This window comes from Streptomyces sp. BE303 (assembly GCF_036290945.1).
Classification (GTDB): Bacteria; Actinomycetota; Actinomycetes; order Streptomycetales; family Streptomycetaceae; genus Kitasatospora.
Genome location: NZ_JAQYWZ010000705.1, coordinates 74,215 through 91,486, shown reverse-complemented (window position 1 = coordinate 91,486; position 17,272 = coordinate 74,215). Strand labels below are relative to the sequence as shown.

The 17,272-nt window shown below is 73.2% G+C and carries 17 protein-coding genes; 5 read left to right on the top strand and 12 right to left on the bottom strand.

Going from position 1 to position 17,272, the window contains the following annotated elements:
* Positions 1 to 131 precede the first annotated feature (131 nt).
* From PUR56_RS17475 to PUR56_RS17450, 6 genes are all read right to left on the bottom strand, one after another.
* On the bottom strand, positions 132 to 434 hold the full coding sequence (locus tag PUR56_RS17475; RefSeq protein WP_329883459.1) for a 4a-hydroxytetrahydrobiopterin dehydratase: 303 nt from the start codon (positions 432 to 434) through the stop codon (positions 132 to 134).
* 42 nt (positions 435 to 476) lie between these two features.
* Positions 477 to 653, bottom strand: coding sequence for a DUF1272 domain-containing protein (locus tag PUR56_RS17470; RefSeq protein WP_329949600.1), 177 nt, complete (start codon positions 651 to 653; stop codon positions 477 to 479).
* Positions 654 to 670: 17 nt separating this feature from the next.
* Positions 671 to 1,429, bottom strand: coding sequence for a sulfite exporter TauE/SafE family protein (locus PUR56_RS17465; protein ID WP_329949599.1), 759 nt, complete (start codon positions 1,427 to 1,429; stop codon positions 671 to 673).
* 199 nt (positions 1,430 to 1,628) lie between these two features.
* Positions 1,629 to 2,684 (bottom strand): SPFH domain-containing protein, encoded by a 1,056-nt coding sequence (locus tag PUR56_RS17460; protein WP_327682004.1) that lies wholly within the window; start codon positions 2,682 to 2,684, stop codon positions 1,629 to 1,631.
* A 10-nt stretch (positions 2,685 to 2,694) separates the two neighbouring features.
* Complete coding sequence (locus PUR56_RS17455) at positions 2,695 to 3,117, bottom strand: NfeD family protein (RefSeq protein WP_329883456.1); 423 nt, start codon at positions 3,115 to 3,117, stop codon at positions 2,695 to 2,697.
* 205 nt (positions 3,118 to 3,322) lie between these two features.
* Entirely contained in the window at positions 3,323 to 4,114 is a 792-nt protein-coding gene (locus tag PUR56_RS17450) for an ABC transporter ATP-binding protein (RefSeq protein ID WP_329883455.1), read from the bottom strand.
* Between the two features lie 149 nt (positions 4,115 to 4,263).
* Here PUR56_RS17450 and PUR56_RS17445 point away from each other — a divergent pair, with 149 nt between their 5' ends.
* Complete coding sequence (locus PUR56_RS17445; RefSeq protein ID WP_329949598.1) at positions 4,264 to 5,061, top strand: hypothetical protein; 798 nt, start codon at positions 4,264 to 4,266, stop codon at positions 5,059 to 5,061.
* Positions 5,062 to 5,160: 99 nt separating this feature from the next.
* Here PUR56_RS17445 and PUR56_RS17440 read toward each other — a convergent pair whose 3' ends face one another.
* The 3 genes from PUR56_RS17440 to PUR56_RS17430 all read right to left on the bottom strand — a co-directional run bounded on the left by PUR56_RS17440 (position 5,161) and on the right by PUR56_RS17430 (position 9,834).
* Positions 5,161 to 5,814 (bottom strand): response regulator transcription factor, encoded by a 654-nt coding sequence (locus PUR56_RS17440; protein ID WP_329883453.1) that lies wholly within the window; start codon positions 5,812 to 5,814, stop codon positions 5,161 to 5,163.
* Positions 5,807 to 6,904 carry a GAF domain-containing sensor histidine kinase gene (locus PUR56_RS17435; protein WP_329883465.1) on the bottom strand — a complete coding sequence of 366 codons (1,098 nt, stop codon included), beginning with the start codon at positions 6,902 to 6,904 and terminating at the stop codon, positions 5,807 to 5,809. Before PUR56_RS17435 ends, PUR56_RS17440 begins: the two co-directional genes overlap by 8 nt.
* 326 nt (positions 6,905 to 7,230) lie before the next feature.
* On the bottom strand, positions 7,231 to 9,834 hold the full coding sequence (locus PUR56_RS17430) for an FHA domain-containing protein (RefSeq protein ID WP_329949597.1): 2,604 nt from the start codon (positions 9,832 to 9,834) through the stop codon (positions 7,231 to 7,233).
* A 315-nt stretch (positions 9,835 to 10,149) separates the two neighbouring features.
* Here PUR56_RS17430 and serB point away from each other — a divergent pair, with 315 nt between their 5' ends.
* Entirely contained in the window at positions 10,150 to 11,406 is a 1,257-nt protein-coding gene (serB, locus tag PUR56_RS17425; protein ID WP_329883451.1) for a phosphoserine phosphatase SerB, read from the top strand.
* A gap of 150 nt (positions 11,407 to 11,556) precedes the next feature.
* Here serB and PUR56_RS17420 read toward each other — a convergent pair whose 3' ends face one another.
* From PUR56_RS17420 to PUR56_RS17410, 3 genes are all read right to left on the bottom strand, one after another.
* Positions 11,557 to 12,084, bottom strand: coding sequence for a SixA phosphatase family protein (locus PUR56_RS17420; RefSeq protein ID WP_329883450.1), 528 nt, complete (start codon positions 12,082 to 12,084; stop codon positions 11,557 to 11,559).
* A gap of 111 nt (positions 12,085 to 12,195) precedes the next feature.
* Entirely contained in the window at positions 12,196 to 12,318 is a 123-nt protein-coding gene (locus tag PUR56_RS17415; protein ID WP_329883449.1) for an SGM_5486 family transporter-associated protein, read from the bottom strand.
* 118 nt (positions 12,319 to 12,436) lie between these two features.
* Positions 12,437 to 13,747, bottom strand: a complete 1,311-nt coding sequence (locus tag PUR56_RS17410; RefSeq protein WP_329949596.1) for a CynX/NimT family MFS transporter — start codon at positions 13,745 to 13,747, stop codon at positions 12,437 to 12,439.
* An 86-nt stretch (positions 13,748 to 13,833) separates the two neighbouring features.
* Here PUR56_RS17410 and PUR56_RS17405 point away from each other — a divergent pair, with 86 nt between their 5' ends.
* From PUR56_RS17405 to PUR56_RS17395, 3 genes are all read left to right on the top strand, one after another.
* Positions 13,834 to 14,508 carry a FadR/GntR family transcriptional regulator gene (locus tag PUR56_RS17405; protein ID WP_329883447.1) on the top strand — a complete coding sequence of 225 codons (675 nt, stop codon included), beginning with the start codon at positions 13,834 to 13,836 and terminating at the stop codon, positions 14,506 to 14,508.
* Positions 14,509 to 14,661: 153 nt separating this feature from the next.
* A complete protein-coding gene (locus PUR56_RS17400; protein WP_329883446.1) occupies positions 14,662 to 15,009 on the top strand; it encodes a WXG100 family type VII secretion target in 348 nt (115 codons plus the stop codon).
* Between the two features lie 2 nt (positions 15,010 to 15,011).
* Positions 15,012 to 17,171, top strand: coding sequence for a DUF6571 family protein (locus PUR56_RS17395; RefSeq protein WP_329949595.1), 2,160 nt, complete (start codon positions 15,012 to 15,014; stop codon positions 17,169 to 17,171).
* The last annotated feature ends 101 nt before the right edge of the window (positions 17,172 to 17,272 follow it).

Below are 17,272 nucleotides of genomic sequence, written 5' to 3'. Positions count from 1 at the left end.
CGGTCAGGCGGGCGTTACGGTGGGACACGAAGACCTCCGGTGCGGTGCAGTCCTAGACAGCTCCACCACACCGGAGGTCTTTACGTTTGATCAAGCCCGACCACTGTCAACAACGCTCGTGATCAATACAGCTAGCGGGCGGACTCCGTCCGCAGGATGGTGTCGATCCGGGCCGCGAGGGCGAGGTCGAGGGCGGTGAGCCCGCCGGCGCTGTGGGTGGAGAGGGCGAAGCGCAGCGTGCGCCAGCGGATGTCGATGTCGGGGTGGTGGTCCATCGCCTCGGCGGCCTCGGCGACGGCGGTCACGGCCCGGATCCCGGCCGGGAAGTCGGGCGCCTCGGCGGTGCGGACCAGGGAGTCCCCGTCGCGCGACCAGTCGGGCAGGCCGGCCAGTCCGGCCTCGATCTCGTCCTCGGTCAGCCGTGCTCGGCTCATCGGCCTGCTCCCATCACCAGAACCAGAAGGAGAAAAGGGGTGTCAGCTCCGCCGGCGCGGACGGGGCACCAGTTCGCCGCCGCAGTTGGGGCAGCCGGCGGCCGTCGCCTCGGTGCACGCCGGACAGAAGGTGCACTCGTAGGAACATATAGAGGCCGGGCCGTCCGGCGTCAGCGACACCTCGCAGCGCTCGCAGATCTCCCGCATCTCCAGGGCCATCGGGGTCCTTCCCGGCTCTAGGTCGCGAGCAGTTTGACGACGGCCACGAGGCCGACGACGACGATCACGGCGCGCAGGGCCTGCGGCGGCAGCTTCCGGCCGACCTTGGCGCCGACCAGGCCGCCGACGAGCGAGCCGACCGCGATCAGTCCGGCGGCCGCCCAGTTCACGGTCGACGTGAAGAGGAAGAACAGGGCGGCGACGCCGTTGACGATCATCGCCAGGGCGTTCTTCACCCCGTTGATCCGCTGCAGGTCATCCTGGAGCATCATCCCCATCAGGGCCAGCAGCAGGACGCCCTGGGCGGCGCCGAAGTAGCCGCCGTAGATGCCGGTGAGGAAGATGCCGACGAGCAGCAGCGGGCCGCCGTGCGGGTCGCCGTCGGGCCGGCGGCGCGCGGCGACGGCCTTGGCCACCCTGGGCTGGACGATCACCAGGACCAGGGCGAGCAGGATCAGGACCGGGACGATCGCGTCGAAGGCGCTGCTGGGCAGCTCGATCAGCAGGTAGGCGCCGAGTACGCCGCCGAGCAGGGAGGCCGTGCCGAAGCGGGCGAGCCGGCGGCCCTGGCCCGCCAGCTCCCGGCGGTAGCCGATCACGCCGCTGAGCGAGCCGGGGACCAGACCGAAGGAGTTGGAGACGTTGGCGGTGACCGGGGGGAGCCCGACGGCGAGCAGGACGGGGAAGGTGATCAGGGTGCCCGAACCGACGATCACATTGATCATTCCGGCACCGACACCTGCCACCAGGACGGCGATCGCCTCCCAGGTCGTCATGAGCCACCTCCCGCGCTGGTCCTGTCCCGTCCGCGGCGATCATGCCGGACCACGGGGTGGGCGATCCAGCCTCGCCCACGATTCGGGATGTTCGACACACCCTCGCGGAAAGCGCCCGAGGGCCCGCCCCGTGCGGTACGGGAGGCGGGCCCTCGGGCCTCGGGCGGTCCCCCGGCCACCGGGGCCGGGGGGCGGGGGATCACTCCGGGTCGCTCTTGCGGTACTCGCGGAGCGGGTCGATCCGGGGCCGGGCGGAGCCCTTGGTGTCGGTGTCCAGCGGGCGCGGACCGGCCGCCGGGTCGAGCGGCACCTGGGTGGCGGCCGGCGGCGCGGCCGGGGCACTCGGGGCGGCGACCGCGGCGCCGTTGGCACCGCCGCCGAGGCCGGACGCACCGGTGAACGCGCCGCCGATGCCCTTGAGCGCGTCGCCGATCTCGCTCGGGATGATCCAGAGCTTGTTGGCGTCGCCCTTGGCCAGCTCGGGCAGCGTCTGCAGGTACTGGTAGGCGAGCAGCTTCTGGTCGGCGTCGCCCTCGTGGATCGCCTCGAAGACGGTCCGGATGGCGGCAGCCTCACCGTCGGCGCGCAGCACCGCGGCCTGGGCCTCACCCTCGGCCTTGAGCACCTCGGCCTGCTTCTCACCCTCGGCGCGCAGGATCTGGGACTGCCGGTTGCCCTCGGCGGTGAGGATCGCGGCGCGCTTGTCACGCTCGGCGCGCATCTGCTTCTCCATCGAGTCCTGGATGGAGGTCGGCGGCTCGATCGCCTTCAGCTCGACGCGGTTGACGCGGATGCCCCACTTGCCGGTGGCCTCGTCCAGCACCCCGCGCAGGCCGGCGTTGATGACCTCGCGCGAGGTGAGGGTGGACTCCAGGTCCATGGAGCCGATGATGTTGCGCAGCGTGGTGACGGTGAGCTGCTCGATGGCCTGGATGTAGCTGGCGACCTCGTAGGTGGCCGCGCGGGCGTCGGTGACCTGGTAATAGATCACCGTGTCGATGTTGACCACCAGGTTGTCCTGGGTGATCACCGGCTGCGGCGGGAACGGCACGACCTGCTCACGCAGGTCGATCCGGTTGCGGACGCGGTCGATGAACGGGACGACGATGTTCAGCCCCGCGTTGAGCGTCCGGGTGTAGCGGCCGAAGCGCTCCACGATCGCGGCGCTGGCCTGCGGGATGACCTGAATCGTCTTGATCAGCGCGATGAAGGCCACCACGACCAGGACGACCAGGACGATAAGGACGGGTTCCACGGACTCTCCCCTAGACGACCAGGGCGGTCGCGCCCTGGATTTCGACGACGTCGACCTGCTGCCCCGGCTGGTAGACCTGCTCGGGGTGGAGCGCGCGGGCCGACCAGATCTCACCGTTGAGCTTGATCCGTCCGCCCTCCCCGTCGACCCTTTCCGCGACGACCGCGGTGGCGCCCTTCAGCGCCTCGATGCCCATTCTGATCTGCGGGCCCTTCCGCAGCGCCCGGTACGCGATGGGGCGGACGACGACCAGCTGCGCGACCGTGGCCGCGACGAAGGCCAGTACCTGCCAGACCGGGTCGGCGCCCAGACCGGCCACGCCGGCCGCGACGAGCGCGCCGACGGCGAACATGGCGAACTCCGGCATCACCGTGATCACCAGCGGTATACCGAGGCCGACGGCGACCAGAAGCCACCAGATCCAGCTGTCCACGTGTCCATCCTAGGGAGGGAAGGGCCTATCAGGCGGTCAGTTCCCGCAGGTGGAGGGGCGGAAACCGGTCGCACGTGCGACCGGTTCCAGTTCAGTGGAGTTCAGTGGGTCCGGTGCCTCCCCGGGGCTGCCCCGGCCCGGCCCCGGGAAACCGCCGTTCGCCGGCCCTTCCCGGACGCCGCCGACCGCCGCCGACCGCCGCCGGTCAGCCGAGCGGCAGGCCCTGGGCGGACCAGCGGTCGCCGTGCCGCTCCAGCATGAGCGGCAGGCCGAAGCACCTGGACAGGTTGCGCGCGGTCAGCTCGGTGTCGATCGGCCCGGCGGTGAGCACCTTGCCCTGGCGGATCATCAGCACGTGGGTGAAGCCCGGGGCGATCTCCTCGACGTGGTGGGTGACCATAGCCATGGCCGGCGCGAACTCGTCCTGGGCCAGGGCGCCGAGGCGGCGGACGAGGTCCTCCCGGCCGCCGAGGTCGAGGCCGGCGGCGGGCTCGTCCAGCAGCAGCAGCTCGGGGTCGGTCATCAGGGCGCGGGCGATCAGGGTGCGCTTGCGCTCGCCCTCGGAGAGGGTGCCGAACTTGCGGCCGGTCAGGGCGGACATGCCGAGGCGGTCGAGCAGCGCCAGCGCCCGGGACTCGTCGGACTGCTCGTAGGTCTCCCGCCAGCTGACCGTCATGCCGTAGGCGGCGGTGAGGACGGTCTGCAGCACGGTCTGCTCGGCGGGCAGCTTGTCGAACATGGCGGCGCCGGCCAGGCCGACCCGGGAGCGCAGCTCGAAGACGTCGACCTCGCCGAGCTTCTCGCCGAGCACGGTGACCTTGCCGGAGGTCGGGAAGAGGTACGTGGAGGCGATCTGCAACAGGGTGGTCTTGCCGGCGCCGTTCGGGCCGAGGATGACCCAGCGCTCGCCCTCGGAGATGGACCACGAGACCTGGTCGACCAGCGCGCGCTCCTCCCGGACCACGGATACGTCCACCAGCTCCAGCACGTCGCTCATGACCTACGCCTTCCCCAAAACAGAAATACGGCCGTCGGTGCGGGCGGGCAGCCTACTCCGGCGGCCGGTGGGCACGGAGGTGGGTGCGCCGCACGCGCATGGGCAAACCTACGCCACGCGGATGACCGCCGATTCCGTAGGCTGGCCGGATGCTCGCGACTCCTGCCGACAATCCGTACGAAGAGCCCCGTTCGGGACGGCTGGCCGCCTGGGGCAACGCCCTGCTGGCCGGTCTGGTGCCGCCCGACAACGCCGCCGCAGCGGTCCTGGGGGACGACGAGAGCCACCGGGTGGCCGGTCTGCCCGGGGACGGCCCGGGCGAGCGGCACGGGCTCACCTGGGCCCTGGGCCGGCTGCGCGTCCTCGGTGTGAAGGGGCTGCGGCTGGCGCTGCCGTCGGCCGGGCACCCGCTGGGCCTGACCGGACCGGCCCCGTTCAACGCGAGCGCGCTGGCCGCCGGCGAGGCGGTGCTGGCCGTCGGGGTGCCGCTGGGGCTGGTGCCCGAGGTCGAGGTGTTCGGCCCGCCCGGGGACCGCTCGGCGACCGTGCTCTGGCGCTGCCTCGACGTGAACGACGCCCCGCCGGCCGACGTGCCGTCGCTGCACGAGGCCGAGTTCGAGCTGACCGACGGGCTGCGCCAGGCGACGCTGCTGCTGACCCGGCTGGACGTGGCCGGAGCGGGGCCGGAGGCGCTGCGGGCGCTGGAGGCGTACCGCCGGCGCGGGCACGCCGAGCTGCTCGCACCGGGTTACCCGCCGCGCGCCGTCCGGGTGCTGGAGTCCGCGCGCCAGGTCGCGGCGTTGTTGTCGATCGCCTCCGGCAGCCACGGCGCGGCGGTCAGCGCCTCCGAGATCGCGGCCCGGCAGGCGGTACTGGCGCCGCTCTGGCGGACCGCCCGCCGTGCGCAGGTGGCGGCGTACAACGCGCTGGTGGACGAGCGCGCCTAGGAGCGGTGCGGCCCCGGGGCCGACCCCGCCGAGATCGGCCGGAATCGGTCGGATCGGTCGGTCGGGTCGGTCGGCCGGCCCGGGCTTCGGCCCGCGGGTCTACGGCCGGGACTCACCGTGCCGGACGGCCCAGAGCGCGGCCTGGGTGCGGTCGGCGAGGTCCAGCTTCATCAGGATGTTGGAGACGTGCGTCTTCACCGTCTTCTCGGACAGGTGCAGGCTGCGCGCGATCTCCCGGTTGGAGCGGCCGTCCGCGATGTGCCCGAGCACCTCGCGCTCGCGCTCGGTGAGGGTGCCGCCGCGGCCCTGCGGGGCACGCGGGCCGTCGTCGGCGAGCAGGGCCTCGGCCAGCTCCGGCTGGAGCAGCACGTGGCCCGCGTGGACCGAGCGGATCGCACCGGCCAGCGCCTCCGGGTCGACGTCCTTGTAGACGTACCCGGCGGCGCCGGCCCGCAGGGCGGGAACCATCGTGCGGTGCTCGGTGAAGCTGGTGACGATCAGGATCCGGGCCCGGCTGCCCTCCTCCTTGAGCGTGCGCAGCGCCTCGATGCCGTCCACGCCCGGCATCTTGAGGTCCATCAGCACGACGTCCGGGTCGAGCGCGCGGGCCCGGTCGACGCCCTCCGCGCCGTCGGCGGCCTCGCCGACCACCTCGATGTCGTCCTGCACCTCCAGGAAGGTGCGCAGGCCCCGGCGGACCACCTGGTGGTCGTCGACCAGCAGGACCCGGATCGCGGACACGGTGTCAGGCACCGGGGACCTCCATCTCGACGACCGTTCCCCTGCCGGGGGCCGAGTCCAGGGTGAGCCGGCCGCCGACGGCGGCGGCGCGGTCGCGCATCGAGGCCAGGCCGAGGTGACGGCCGGCCCGGCGCACGGAGTCGGGGTCGAAGCCCCGGCCGTTGTCGCTGACCCGCAGCACGGCGCCGCGACCGGGCGTGCCGGCCAGGGTGACGGTGACGCGGCGGGCCTCGGAGTGGCGCAGCGCGTTGTGCAGGGCCTCCTGGGCGACCCGCAGCATGGCCGCCTCCTGGGCCGCCGGCAGGGCGCGCACGCCGTCGGCGGCGAAGGCGATGTCGGCGCCGTGGGCGCGGTCGAGGACCTGTACCTGGGAGGCGAGGGTGGCGCTGAGGCCGTCCTCCTCCAGGGCCGCGGGGCGCAGCTCGACGACGACGGCGCGCAGTTCGTCGGCGGCCTCCGCGGCGAGCCGGCCGACCTCGGCGAGTTCGGCGCGGGCGCGGACGGGGTCGCGGTCGACGAGCTTGGCGGCGGCCTTGGCGGTGAGGCGCAGCGAGAACAGCTTCTGCGAGACGGCGTCGTGCAGGTCGTGGGCGATCCGGGCGCGTTCGCCGGCGAGGGTGAGCTCGCGGCTGCGCTCGTACAGGCGGGCGTTGTAGAGGGCGAGGGCCGCGTGGGCGGCGAGTATCCGCAGGAGTTCCTCGTCGTGGTCGGTGAAGCCGCCGCCGCCCTGCTTGTTGGCGAGGTAGATGACGCCGAGGACCTCGGGTTCGTCGTCGGCGTGGTCGGTGTCGACGATGGGCATGCCGAGGAAGGCGCCGAGCTCGGGGTGGGCGGAGGGCCAGCCGCCGAAGGAGGGGGCCTGCCGGACGTCGGCGAGCCGGACCGGGCCGCTCTCGTGGAGCATCGCGGCGAGGACGCCGTGCTGGCGGGGCAGCGGGCCGATGGCCTTCCACTGCTCGTCGGTGACGCCGTCGACGACGAACTGGGCGAAGCCGCCGTGGTCGTCGGGGACGCCGAGGGCCGCGTACTCGGCGCCGAGCAGGCGACGGGCGGAGGCGGTGATCCGGCGCAGGACCTCGCGGACCTCCAGGTGGCGGCTCATCCCGAGGAGGGCCTGGCTGACGGCCTCGATGCCGGCGAGGCACGGTTCACAGGCGGGCAGGGAGCCGTCCGGCGGCGGGCCGACCGGGATGCGGTCGACGGGCAGCAGGCCGGCGTGCCGGTGGTTGCTGGGCACGGGGGGCATACGGCCAACCTACCGCCGCCCGCGCGGCGGTCGCGTCGGTCCCCGGCAGGGCGGGGCCCGGGTCCGGAGACCTAGGTCGCACGGCGCGGTCGTGCCCGGGCACTGCCCTGAAACGGCCCGGGAACGCCGAGGGGCGGCCCACCCCGGTCGGGTGGGCCGCCCCTCGGCGGAACGTGAAGGGGTCAGCCCTTCTGCATGACCTCGGGCTCGTGCCGGCGCTGGAGGCGGGTCACGATGACGCCGATGACGACCGACATCGCGATCAGCACGCCGGCGTCGAACCAGAACTGGCCCGAGTTGTGGCCCCAGAGCGCGTCGTACTCGGGGTTCTGGAAGTCCTTGTTCCAGGGGCCGAGCAGGTGCGAGAGGTCGAGCGTGGTGGCGACCATGCCGGTGCCCCAGCGGGCGGGCATCAGCCAGGCGAACTGCTCCAGGCCGGGCTTGGAGAAGATCTGGAAGAGGCAGCCGGTGAAGACGACCTGGATGATCGCGAACATGACCAGCAGCGGCATGGTCTTCTCGGCGGTCTTGACCAGGGCCGAGATCGCCAGGCCGAACATCATCGAGGCGAAGCTCAGCAGGATGAGGCCGAAGCTCATCTCGATGATGGGCAGGTCCTTGAAGACCAGGCCGTGCGCGGGCAGCTTGCGCGGCAGGAAGCCGACGGCGGAGATGATCGCGCCCTGGATCACGCTGAAGAACCCCAGCACGATGATCTTGGACATCATGTACGCCGAGCGGGAGAGCCCGGTGGCCCGTTCCCGTTCGTAGATCGCCCGTTCCTTGATCAGCTCGCGGACCGAGTTGGCCGCCCCGGAGAAGCACGCCCCGATCGCCAGGATCAGCATGATCGTCGCCGCGCCGCTGTTGAGGCCGAGCTGCGACTTCGGGTTCGGGGCGAGGCCGGGTTCGTTCGGGATCAGCACGCTGACCGCGCCGAGCACCGCGGGCAGCAGCACCGACAGGGCCAGGAAGCCGCGGTCGGAGGCGAGCACCGAGGCGTAGCGGCGGATCAGCGTCCACAGCTGCGAGCCCCAGCTCTGCGGCTTCGGCGGGCGGACCGCCTCCTGCACGATCTGGGCGGACTGCACGGCACCGGATTCCACGTCGGCCGAGTACTGCTGGTAGTGCACCGAACCGCGGTAGCGGCCGGCCCAGTCGTGGTCCGGGTAGTTCTCGAAGGCCTGGAAGACGTCGGCCCAGGTCTCGTACCCGAAGAAGTGCAGCGCCTCGTCCGGCGGGCCGAAGTAGGCCACCGAACCACCCGGTGCCATCACCAGCAGCCGGTCGCAGAGCGCGAGTTCGGCCACCGAGTGGGTGACGACCAGGATGGTGCGGCCGTCGTCGGCGAGGCCGCGCAGCATCTGCATGACCTCGCGGTCCATGCCCGGGTCGAGGCCCGAGGTGGGCTCGTCCAGGAAGATCAGCGACGGCTTGGTGAGCAGCTCCAGGGCGACCGAGACGCGCTTCTGCTGACCGCCGGAGAGCGCCGTGATCCGGTTGTCCGCGCGCTTGTCCAGGCGCAGCTCGTAGAGCACCTCGTCGATCCGCGCCTCGCGCTCGCGCGCCTCGGTGTCACCGGGGAAGCGCAGCCGGGCCGCGTACTTGAGGCCGTTGCGGACGGTCAGTTCCTTGTGCAGGATCTCCGACTGCGGCACCAGGCCGATGCGCGAACGCAGCTCGGCGAACTGCTTGTAGAGGTTGCGGCCGTCGTAGAGGACGTCGCCGCGGTCGGCCGGGCGGTAGCCGGTGAGGGCGCGCAGCAGGGTCGACTTGCCGGAGCCGGACGGGCCGATGACGGCGACCAGGGACTTCTCCGGGACGCCGAAGCTGACGTCGTTGAGCAGGACCTTCTTGCCGCCCTTGAAGTCGACCTCGACGGTCAGGTGGCGGGCGGAGAAGGAGACCGCGCCGGTGTCGACGAACTCCTGGAGCTGGTCCCCGACCAGGACGAAGCTGGAGTGGCCGACGGTCAGGCGGTCCTGCGGGCCGATGAGCTGGCGCTCGACCCGCTGGCCGTTGAGGAAGATGCCGTTGTGGCTGCCGAGGTCGACGATCTCGTACCGACCGTCGGGCAGCTGGCGCAGTTCGGCGTGGTGGCGGGAGACCTGGAGGTCGGAGACGACGATGTCGTTGTCGAGCGCGCGGCCGATCCGGATGGTGTTCATGCCGGCGGTCAGGTTGCGGATGACCGTCGGCTGCGGGCCGCCGGGGCCCTCGTGCGGCGCGGCGCCCTGCTGCGGGAACCCCTGCTGGTGCGGGAAGCCCTGCTGCGGCGGGTACGGCTGCTGCGCCTGCTGCTGCGGGAACGGCTGCTGCTGACCCGGCCACTGGGGCTGGGCCTGCTGAGCCTGCTGCGGGTACGGCTGCTGGGCCGCCGGGGGCTGCTGGGCCCACGGCTGCTGCGCCTGCTGCTGGGCGGCGTGGGCCTCCGGTGCGGCGCTGCGGCTGGTGGCGGCCTCGTGCCAGGCCGGGGCCTGGGCGGCGGCCTGCGCCGGCGCGGAGAAGGAGAGCCGGGGGCCGTTCTCGGCGTTGCCGAGGTTGACCACGGCTCCCGGGAAGAGCTGGGCCTGCATGGTGCGGGCGCCGGCGGTGTAGGTCCCGTTGGTGCTCCCGTGGTCGTCCAGCTGCCAGCCGGCCCCGTTGAAGGAGATGGTGGCGTGGTGCCACGACACCCGCGCGTCGTCGAACGGGAAGTCCGACTGCGGGTTGCGACCGATGGTGTAGGACCGCCCGGGCTCCAGAGTCCGCTGCTGTCCGTTGATCTCGATGACGAGTTGCGGCACTGCTCGCCTGCCCCGCTCTCTCGGTTCCCCCGATGGTGCGCCCCGTCCCGGGGCGAAATGATCGTCAATCTGACGGGGGAATCATTCCAGCCCCCCGGTCGTCCGTGAAAGTCACCCCCGGTGACTGTGACCAGGCGGCAACGATTCGCGGACGGCCCCCGAACCGTGCGTCCACGGCGCGCACGCGGCGCGCACGCGGCACGTCCACCGCATGTCCACGGGCGCGCGCCCGGCGTCGCCCGGTGCGTCCCGGTGCGTCCACGACGCGGACGGGTGCCGTGGCCCCGTCGGGCGGCGGGTAGCGTGGGAGGCACCATGAACGCATCGCCCTTGGCCGCAGAGCCGTTCCCCGCCCCGCAGCCCCGGACCGAGGACGAGCGCACCCTGCTCGTCAAGGTGTTCGGCAAGGACCGCCCCGGCATCACCGCCGGTCTCTTCGCCACCCTGGCCGGGTTCGGCGTCGACGTCATCGACATCGAGCAGGTGGTGACCCGTGGCCGGATAACGCTCTGCGCCCTGGTCACTCCTCCCGGCGCACCCGGCGCCGAGGGCGGGCTGCGGTCCGTCGTGCACCGCTGGGCCGAGGAGCAGAAGCTCCAGGCCGAGATCCTGTCCGGCATCGGCGACAACCGGCCGCGCCGCGAGGGCCGCTCGCACGTCACCGTCCTCGGCCACCCGCTGACCGCCTCCGCCGTCGCCGCGCTCACCTCCCGGATCACCGCCGCCGACGGCAACATCGACCGTGTCTTCCGGCTCGCCAAGTACCCGGTGACCGCCGTCGAGCTGACCGTCTCGGGCGTGGCCACCGACCGGCTGCGCGCCGAGCTGGCGCAGGAGGCGGCCACCCAGCGGGTGGACGTCGCGGTGGTGGCGTCCGGGCTGGAGCGGCGGGCCAAGCGGCTGGTGGTCATGGACGTCGACTCGACCCTGATCCAGGACGAGGTGATCGAGCTGTTCGCCGCCCACGCGGGCTGCGAGCAGGAGGTCGCCGAGGTGACCGCGGCGGCGATGCGCGGCGAGCTGGACTTCGCGGAGTCGCTGCGCGCCCGCGTGGCGCTCCTGGCCGGCCTGGACGCCGGGGTGACGGAGAAGGTGCGCGCGGAGGTCCGGTTCACGCCGGGGGCGCGCACGCTGATCCGGACGCTTCAGCGGCTGGGCTACCAGGTCGCGGTGGTCTCCGGCGGGTTCACCCAGGTCACCGACCACCTGGTGGAGCAGCTGGGGCTGGACTACGCGGCGGCCAACACCCTGGAGGAGAAGGACGGCAAGTTCACCGGCCGGGTGGTGGGCGACATCGTCGACCGGGCGGGCAAGGCGCGCTGGCTGGCCCGGTTCGCCGAGCAGGCCAAGGTGCCGCTGGAGCAGACGGTGGCGATCGGCGACGGCGCCAACGACCTGGACATGCTGAACGCGGCCGGGCTGGGCGTGGCGTTCAACGCCAAGCCGGTGGTGCGGGAGGCCGCGGACACCGCGGTGAACGTGCCGTTCCTGGACACCGTGCTGTACCTGCTCGGGATCACCCGCGAGGAGGTCGAGGCGGCCGACGTGCTGGACGGCCAGCCGGCCGAGTAGCCCGTACCCGGTACGGAAGACGACGAGGGGCGCGCGGACCAGATCCGCGCGCCCCCTTGTGCGTCGGCCGTACGTCAGCGACGCATCAGCTGTTCGTCCGCCGTGCGCGTCCGCCGCGTGTCCGCCGCGCGTCCGCACCGGCGTCCCGGCTCACTCCTGCGGCGTGAAGTACGAGACCAGTGCGGCGACGCCCGGCTCGACGTTCTTCCACGAGCCGCTGAAGCTGAGCACCGCGACGCCCGCGGTGGGGAAGCCCCCGAGCCGCAGCCGCTCCAGCGCTTCGCGGTCCCCCTCGTCGCCGGCCAGGACCTGGGTCAGGCCGAGCACACCCGGGTTGTGGCCGACCAGGACGAGGTCGGCGTGGTCGTCCGGGGTCTCCTGGAGGACGGCGATGATCTCGCCGGGGCTGGCCTCGTACACCCGGTCCTCGTACACCGTCTTGCGGGAGCGCTTGGGCAGCTCGTGGGCGGCGAGCTTCCACGTCTCACGGGTGCGCAGGGCGGTGGAGCAGAGCACGTAGTCGGGGTTGAGGGCGGAGTCGGCGAGCCAGCGTCCGGCCTCCGGTGCCTGGTGTCGGCCCCGATCGGCCAGCGGCCGCTCGTGGTCGTCGACGCCGTTCGGCCAGTCGGCCTTGGCGTGGCGGAGAACGATGATCCTGCGGGGCGTGTCGGCGCTCATACCCAGCAAGCTTGGCAGAAAAGCCGCCCGGGAGCGCGGTGCTGCCCGATGCCACCACTCTCCGGAGTGGGAGCGCCGTCCTGCGTGTTCACCCGGACGTGGGTGCGGGGTTCAGCCCAGGTTCCGGGCGATGATCGCCACGATCACCAGGAGCACGACGATGCCGCCGATCGCGGCGGCGAGCTGGCCCAGCTTCTTGTGGCCGTCGGTGGGGTTCGGGTCGAGTACGGGCATGACCGGATTCTCCCACCCCGGTCGTCCCCGCCCGTCACCGGCCCCGGGCCGGTGACGGGGCCGGACCGGGATCGGACCGGGGCCCGCGCCCGTCCCGTCCCGGCCGCGCGGCGCGGCCTCAGGCCCCCGCCGCCGCCACCGGCAGGACCGCCTCGTCCTCGATGTACCGGGCCCGCGCCGCCCGCAGGCCGAACAGCATCTGCGGCACCAGCAGCACCGCCAGGAAGCCCAGCGGCAGGTACCACTCGCCGGTGGCCTCGTAGAGGCGGCCGATCAGGATCGGCCCCGGGATCGAGATCAGGTAGCCGACGCCCTGGGCGAAGGCCGAGAGCTGGGCCACGCCGCCGGCCGTCCGGGCGCGCAGGCCGATCATGGTCAGCACCAGCGGGAACGCGCAGTTGGAGAGGCCCACCAGGATCGCCCACGCCCACGGCGCGGTGGACGGGGCCAGTGCGAGCCCGGAGTACCCGGCGATGCCGCAGGAGGCCAGGACCACCACGAAGAGCCGCTGGTCGCCCCGGCGGGCGGCCAGGTTGGGCAGGACGAAGGAGACCGGCACGCCGATCACCATGGTCAGCGCCAGCAGCACGCCCGACGTGCCCTCGGAGACGCCGGCGTCCTGGAAGATCTTCGGCAGCCAGCCCATCACCACGTACGCGCCGGTGGCCTGGAAGCCGAAGAAGCAGGCCAGCGCCCACGCGGTCCGGCTGCGGGTGATCGGCAGCTTCCCGGCCCCCCGGCCGTTGGCCTGCCCACCGCTCTCGCGCCGCCGGGACAGCAGGACGGGCAGCCAGAGCAGCAGGGCGACCGCACCGAGCGCGGCCCAGACACCCAGGCCGAACCGCCAGTCCCCGCCGAGCGCGCCGGTCAGCGGCACGGTGACGGCGGCGGCGAGCGCGGTGCCGGCCGACAGTGCCATCGAGTACAGGCCGATCATCGGCCCGACCTTCTCCGGGAAGTACCGCTTGATCACCACCGGGATCAGCACGTTGGCGACCGCGACACCGGCCAGCGCCAGCGCGGTGAGCAGCAGGAAGACGGCCGTGCCACCGGCGAAGGAACGGGCCAGCACGCCCGCGGTGATCGCCCCGAGCCCGGCCGTGACCACCGCGATCGGGCCGAGCCGGCGCGCGAGGCCGGGCGCGGCGAAACCGAAGAGGGCGAAGCAGAGCGAGGGCACGGCGGTGAGCAGCCCGGCCACGGTGGGGTTCATGCCGAGGTCGGCCCGGACCTGGTCGAGCAGCGGCCCGAGGCTGGTGACCACCGGGCGGAGGTTGAAGGCCGCGGCGGCGATCGCGACGGCGAACAGCCAGCCGAGGTGGCTGCGGCGGGGCGGGGCGGGCCGCTCGGTCTGCGGTCGGGTCCCGGTACCGGCACCAGTGTCGGTATCGGTATCGGGCGAGGCTGCGGTGTCTGCTGCGGACGACATGCCGGCCATCATAGAATGATGGGATGAATTAGCGCATCCTTGAGTTGGCATGATGGCCCGACCCACTCGACCCCAAGGAGTCCCCCGTGGCGCTGTCCTCGCCGAGGCGCACCCCGCTGTCCGACCAGGTGATCGCCCAGCTGCGCGCCCAGATCACCTCCGGCGAGTGGCCCGTCGGCTCCCGCATCCCCACGGAGGCCGCCCTCGTCGAGCAGCTGGGTGTGGCGCGGAACACCGTCCGCGAGGCCGTCCGCGCCCTCGCCCACAACGGGTTGCTCGACATCCGCCAGGGCTCCGGCACCTACGTCCTCGCCACCAGCGAACTGGCCGGCGTCATGCACCGCCGCTTCGCCGACGCCGACCAGGCCCACGTCGCGGAACTGCGCGTCACCCTGGAGACCTCCGCCGCCGGCCTCGCCGCCGACCGCCGCACCGACCGCGACCTCGCCCTCCTCGACGCCGCCCTGGCGCGCCGCGAGGACGCCTGGCGCTCCGGCGACGCCGAGGACTTCATCCAGGCCGACGCCGCCTTCCACCAGGCCGTCGTCGCCGCCGCGCACAACGACGTCCTCGCCGCCGTCTACGCCGACCTCGGCGAGGTCACCCGCGCCCACCTGCGCCACGACGTCGGCCCCGAGCTCATCGCCGAGCGCTACCTCGGCCACGACAAGATCGTCGACGCCATCCGCGCCCGCGACCCCCGGCGCGCCTCCCACGAGGCCGGCCGCGCCATCGGCACCTGCACCGACGGCCGGCCCTGACCCGCACGGACCCGGCCGGTCCGGACCCCGGCCGGAACGCCCCCGGAACGGCCCGCTAACCCGGCGGGAGGGGGGTTTCGGCGTGCTAACGTCCCGTCACACTTCGTAGACGGCCGGGTTGCGACCCGGGTGCGGGCACGACGGGGAGCAGCGATGGCGGATCCGGACCTGAAGTCGGGCCAGGGCCAGGGCCCGGGCGGCGGAACGCCGACGAAGGTGTCCACGGCGGCGATCGACCGGGCGGCCACCGCGCTCGACGGCATCGCCGGCGACAGCACCGCGGCCGGGAGGACCGCCGACGAGGCGACCGGAGCGGCCGCGGCGGGGCTGAGCGGATGGGACACCGCCGCCGCGTTGCGCGGAGCACTCCGGGAGTGGCACGAGCAGGTGTCCCAGCTGAACGGCCGGCTCAACCAGGAGGCCGGGATGATGCGCCAGACCCACACCAACTACCTGGACGTCGAGCACGGCATCGCCACCTCGTTCACCGGAAAGGCTTGACCGTGCTCGGCTTCGAGGACGTCGTGGAGGCGGACCTCTCCGCCATGGCCAAGGCCGCCGCCGACTGGACCGAGATGGCCCGCAGGTACCGGCTCGTCCAGCACCGGCTGGAGAACGAGGTGCTCTCCGTCACCGGCAACCAGGGCCTCTGGCTCGGCTACACCGCGCTCACCGCCCACCGGCACGTCGGCCACACCCGGCAGCAGACCCTCGACGCGCAGACCGAGGCCGAGGCCGTCGCCTCGATCATCGGCGACGCGCACGACGACTTCGGGTCGGCGCAGCAGAAACTCAGGCTGACCGTCGCGGACGCCCAGGCCGACGGCATGAAGGTGACCGGCACCGGCGCCGTCGCGTTCGACGTCACCACGCTCGACGAGGGGGGCAGGTCCGCCTACCGCCACGAGCCCGACTACCGGCGCGAGCGTGACCGAGCGGCCGTCGCCTGGGCGCAGAAGATCAGGACCTACCTGGAGGAGGCGACCGCCGCCGACTCCCGGGCCGCCCGCGGACTCCGGCGCGCCGCCAAGGTCGGCGACCTGGTGAACGAGTTCAACGGCCGGGCGGTCGGCGGCGGGGACGAGGCCGACGGCAGGCGTGCCGCCTCGCTCGCCCGGAAGCTCAAGGACGGCAGGACCCTCGGCCCGGAGGAGCTCGCCGAGCTCGACAACCTGATGAAGGCCGGCTCCGGCAACCCCGTGTACGGCCGGACCCTGCTCGGCGCGCTCGGCGCCGAGGGCACCCTGCTGCTCGCCGACGAGCTGGACGTGCGGATCAACGACCGGAGCGGCAGGCTCAAGGGCGAGTACGGCGGGTTGCGGGCCAACCTGGCCGACACCGTCGCCGGCGCCACCCGCGACACCGGGTCCACGTTCTACCGGGAGTTCCGCGAGGGCCTGCGGGAAGCGGGCGTCAGGAACATCGACGACCGCCACCTCGGCGGCGGTCCGGCGCCGGTCCACGGCTACCAGGCTCTCGTCACCCTGCTCCGGAACGGCTCCGCCGGGTACGGCGCGCAGTTCCTCGACGACCTGGGCACCGATGTCCTCGCGGCCGACCGCAGGGGCAACCACTGGAGGGTCCACCAGTTCAACGGCCCCCGCCCCGACCTGGTGCACGACCCGGTGGACGGCGTGCTCGGGCTGATGGGCCGGAGCCCCGAGGCCGCCACCCGGTTCCTCGACCCGAGGGCGCCCGGGGCCGAGGACCGCCTCAGGTACCTGCTGCGCGAGCGCGACTGGCCCACCTCCTGCACCACCGCCCTCGTCGGCCCGCCGATCCAGGACAGGGGCACCCACCAGGCCGGCCTCGCCGCCGCCCTGGAGGCCGCCGCCACCGGCGACGTCCCCGGCGGGGGCAGCCACCGCGGAGGCCCGCACACCCCGGCGCAGGCACGGGTCATGCAGGGCGTCGTCGACGCGCTGGACGCGGACGGCAGGGGCGCCGAGGTCCACGAGGACCTTCGCGTGCCGCTGGCCAACGCCCTGTCCGACTACGTGGCCGACACCCACCCGGTCCTCGGTCAGCACCACGCCGGCGCGCACCGCACCGGCGCGTGGGAACAGGACGGCGAGGGCCACCTCGGCGGCAGCGCCGACCACCTCGTCCGGGTCATGCGCGGTGCCTCCGAGGAGCCGGAGGCGTACGCCACGCTCTACAACGCCGAACGGGCCGAGGCCGCCGTGGCCCTGGCCGCCGTCCCGCCCGATCCGCAGGCCGGACCGGCGGAGCGGCAGGGGCCGGCACGCAACATCGGGACGGCGCTCGGGGCGTTCGACGCCATCCGGTCGGACATCGTCCTGGACGAGAAGGACGACCGGATGGAGTGGGCCGAGAAGGCCGGCGGGTTCGCCTCCTCGGTGAGCGGCACCGTGACCGGGTTCGTCCCCGAGGTCGGGGGCGTCGCCGGCGCCTTCGTCGACGCGGGGATCAGCGGCTGGGTGGAGGACGTCAGGAAGGACGCCCAGGACGCGGGCAACACCGCGAACTCCCGGGCTCACTTCGCCTCGCTGACCGAGAGCCAGGAGATGGCCGGCGCCTGGGGCAGGGCCAACCACCTGAACGAGGACGAGACCGAGCTGATCTCGACCGAGCTGGGGACCGGCCACACGAGCGGCAACACCAACGCGCTGATCGCCCTCGGACGGAACGTCCAGCAGTGAGGCTGCCCCGACGCACCCGGACGGTCCGCGCCGGCCCCCTCCCGGGCCTGCGCCGCGACCGTCCGGCGCGGGAGCGAACCGACCGCCCCGCAGTCGCGCCG

Bases quoted from the DNA above. Each gene is read 5' to 3' on its own strand.
- PUR56_RS17435 (WP_329883465.1), bottom strand. From the start codon at position 6,904: ATGAGCCGCCACCTGGAGGTCCGCGAGGTCCTGCGCCGGATCACCGCC.
- PUR56_RS17420 (WP_329883450.1), bottom strand. From the start codon at position 12,084: ATGAGCGCCGACACGCCCCGCAGGATCATCGTTCTCCGCCACGCCAAG.
- PUR56_RS17400 (WP_329883446.1), top strand. From the start codon at position 14,662: ATGGCGGATCCGGACCTGAAGTCGGGCCAGGGCCAGGGCCCGGGCGGC.
- serB (WP_329883451.1), top strand. From the start codon at position 10,150: ATGAACGCATCGCCCTTGGCCGCAGAGCCGTTCCCCGCCCCGCAGCCC.
- PUR56_RS17465 (WP_329949599.1), bottom strand. From the start codon at position 1,429: ATGACGACCTGGGAGGCGATCGCCGTCCTGGTGGCAGGTGTCGGTGCC.
- PUR56_RS17450 (WP_329883455.1), bottom strand. From the start codon at position 4,114: ATGAGCGACGTGCTGGAGCTGGTGGACGTATCCGTGGTCCGGGAGGAG.
- PUR56_RS17415 (WP_329883449.1), bottom strand. From the start codon at position 12,318: ATGCCCGTACTCGACCCGAACCCCACCGACGGCCACAAGAAGCTGGGC.
- PUR56_RS17470 (WP_329949600.1), bottom strand. From the start codon at position 653: ATGGCCCTGGAGATGCGGGAGATCTGCGAGCGCTGCGAGGTGTCGCTG.
- PUR56_RS17475 (WP_329883459.1), bottom strand. From the start codon at position 434: ATGAGCCGAGCACGGCTGACCGAGGACGAGATCGAGGCCGGACTGGCC.
- PUR56_RS17410 (WP_329949596.1), bottom strand. From the start codon at position 13,747: ATGTCGTCCGCAGCAGACACCGCAGCCTCGCCCGATACCGATACCGAC.
- PUR56_RS17445 (WP_329949598.1), top strand. From the start codon at position 4,264: ATGCTCGCGACTCCTGCCGACAATCCGTACGAAGAGCCCCGTTCGGGA.